Annotated in this window: 1 pseudogene; it reads left to right on the forward strand. The window is 54.4% G+C overall.

From position 1 onward, the window contains the following. Positions 1-85: 85 nt before the first annotated feature. Positions 86-1230, forward strand: a pseudogene (locus DL239_RS21315) (IS3 family transposase); the annotation flags it as partial.

The following is a 1230-nucleotide window of genomic DNA, read 5'->3' on the forward strand; positions in this document are numbered from 1 at the left end:
TGTCTGACGTTAGCACCTGTGGGACAGAATTGAGGATTTGAACAACGGAGGATTTCTGGGTCATCGTAACTGTTAAGGAGTGAAGATGAACAAGAAATCCGGAACCAGCAAAGCTGCGGCTACCAAGCTGGTCAAATCCATCCGCCGCAAGACCCGGCAAACCTATTCATCCGAGGAGAAGATCCGCATTGTTTTAGCGGGTTTGCGTGGCGAGGAAACCATATCGGCACTGTGCCGCCGCGAAGGCATCTCTGAGGGTCTGTATTACAGCTGGTCCAAAGAGTTCCTTGAAGCCGGGAAGCGGCGTTTGTCCGGTGACACGGCTCGTCAGGCCACTTCGCCTGAGGTGAAAGACCTGCGATCCGAGGCGATGGCACTGAAGGAATGCGTTGCGGACCTCACATTAGAAAACCGCTTGCTCAAAAAAAGCATGACAGGGGATGGGGGATACGAGGAATGAGGTATCCTGCGTCAGAGAAACTGGAGATCATCCGCACCGTTGAGGGATCCCATCTGCCCACCAAGCAGACCCTGGACATGCTGGGCATCCCGCGCACCACATTCTACCGATGGTATGATCGCTATGTTGAAGGCGGACTTGATGCCCTGGCGGATCGCTCTCCCCGCCCAAAGTCTGTCTGGAACCGTATCCCTCAGGCTAGGCGGGATGATCTGATCGAGTTCGCGCTGGAACATGAGGCGCTGACGACGCGCGAATTGGCGGTCAAGTATACCGATGAGAAACGGTATTTTATCTCTGAATCATCGGCTTACCGCTTTCTGAAGGAAGCTGACCTGATCACTGCACCGGACTATGTCGTGATCAAAGCGGCTGATGAGTTCACGGACAAGACCACCGCCATTAACGAGATGTGGCAGACCGACTTCACCTACTTCAAAATCATCGGTTGGGGGTGGTTTTATCTCAGCACCATCCTGGACGATTACAGCCGCTATATCATCGCCTGGAAGCTCTGCACGAACATGCGGGCCGTGGATGTGACTGACACGATTGAACTGGCTCTGGCGGCGTCTGGATGCGATCAGGCCGTCGTTCGGCACATGCCTCGCCTGCTGAGCGACAACGGGTCCTGTTACATCTCAGGCGATTTGGCTGAATGGCTGGAAGATCAGAAAATGGATCACGTTCGCGGCGCACCGTTCCATCCACAAACTCAGGGCAAAATTGAGCGCTGGCATCAAACGATGAAGAACCGGGTTCTACTGGAG

Source organism: Parasedimentitalea denitrificans (assembly GCF_011813015.1).
Taxonomy (GTDB): domain Bacteria; phylum Pseudomonadota; class Alphaproteobacteria; order Rhodobacterales; family Rhodobacteraceae; genus Parasedimentitalea; species Parasedimentitalea denitrificans.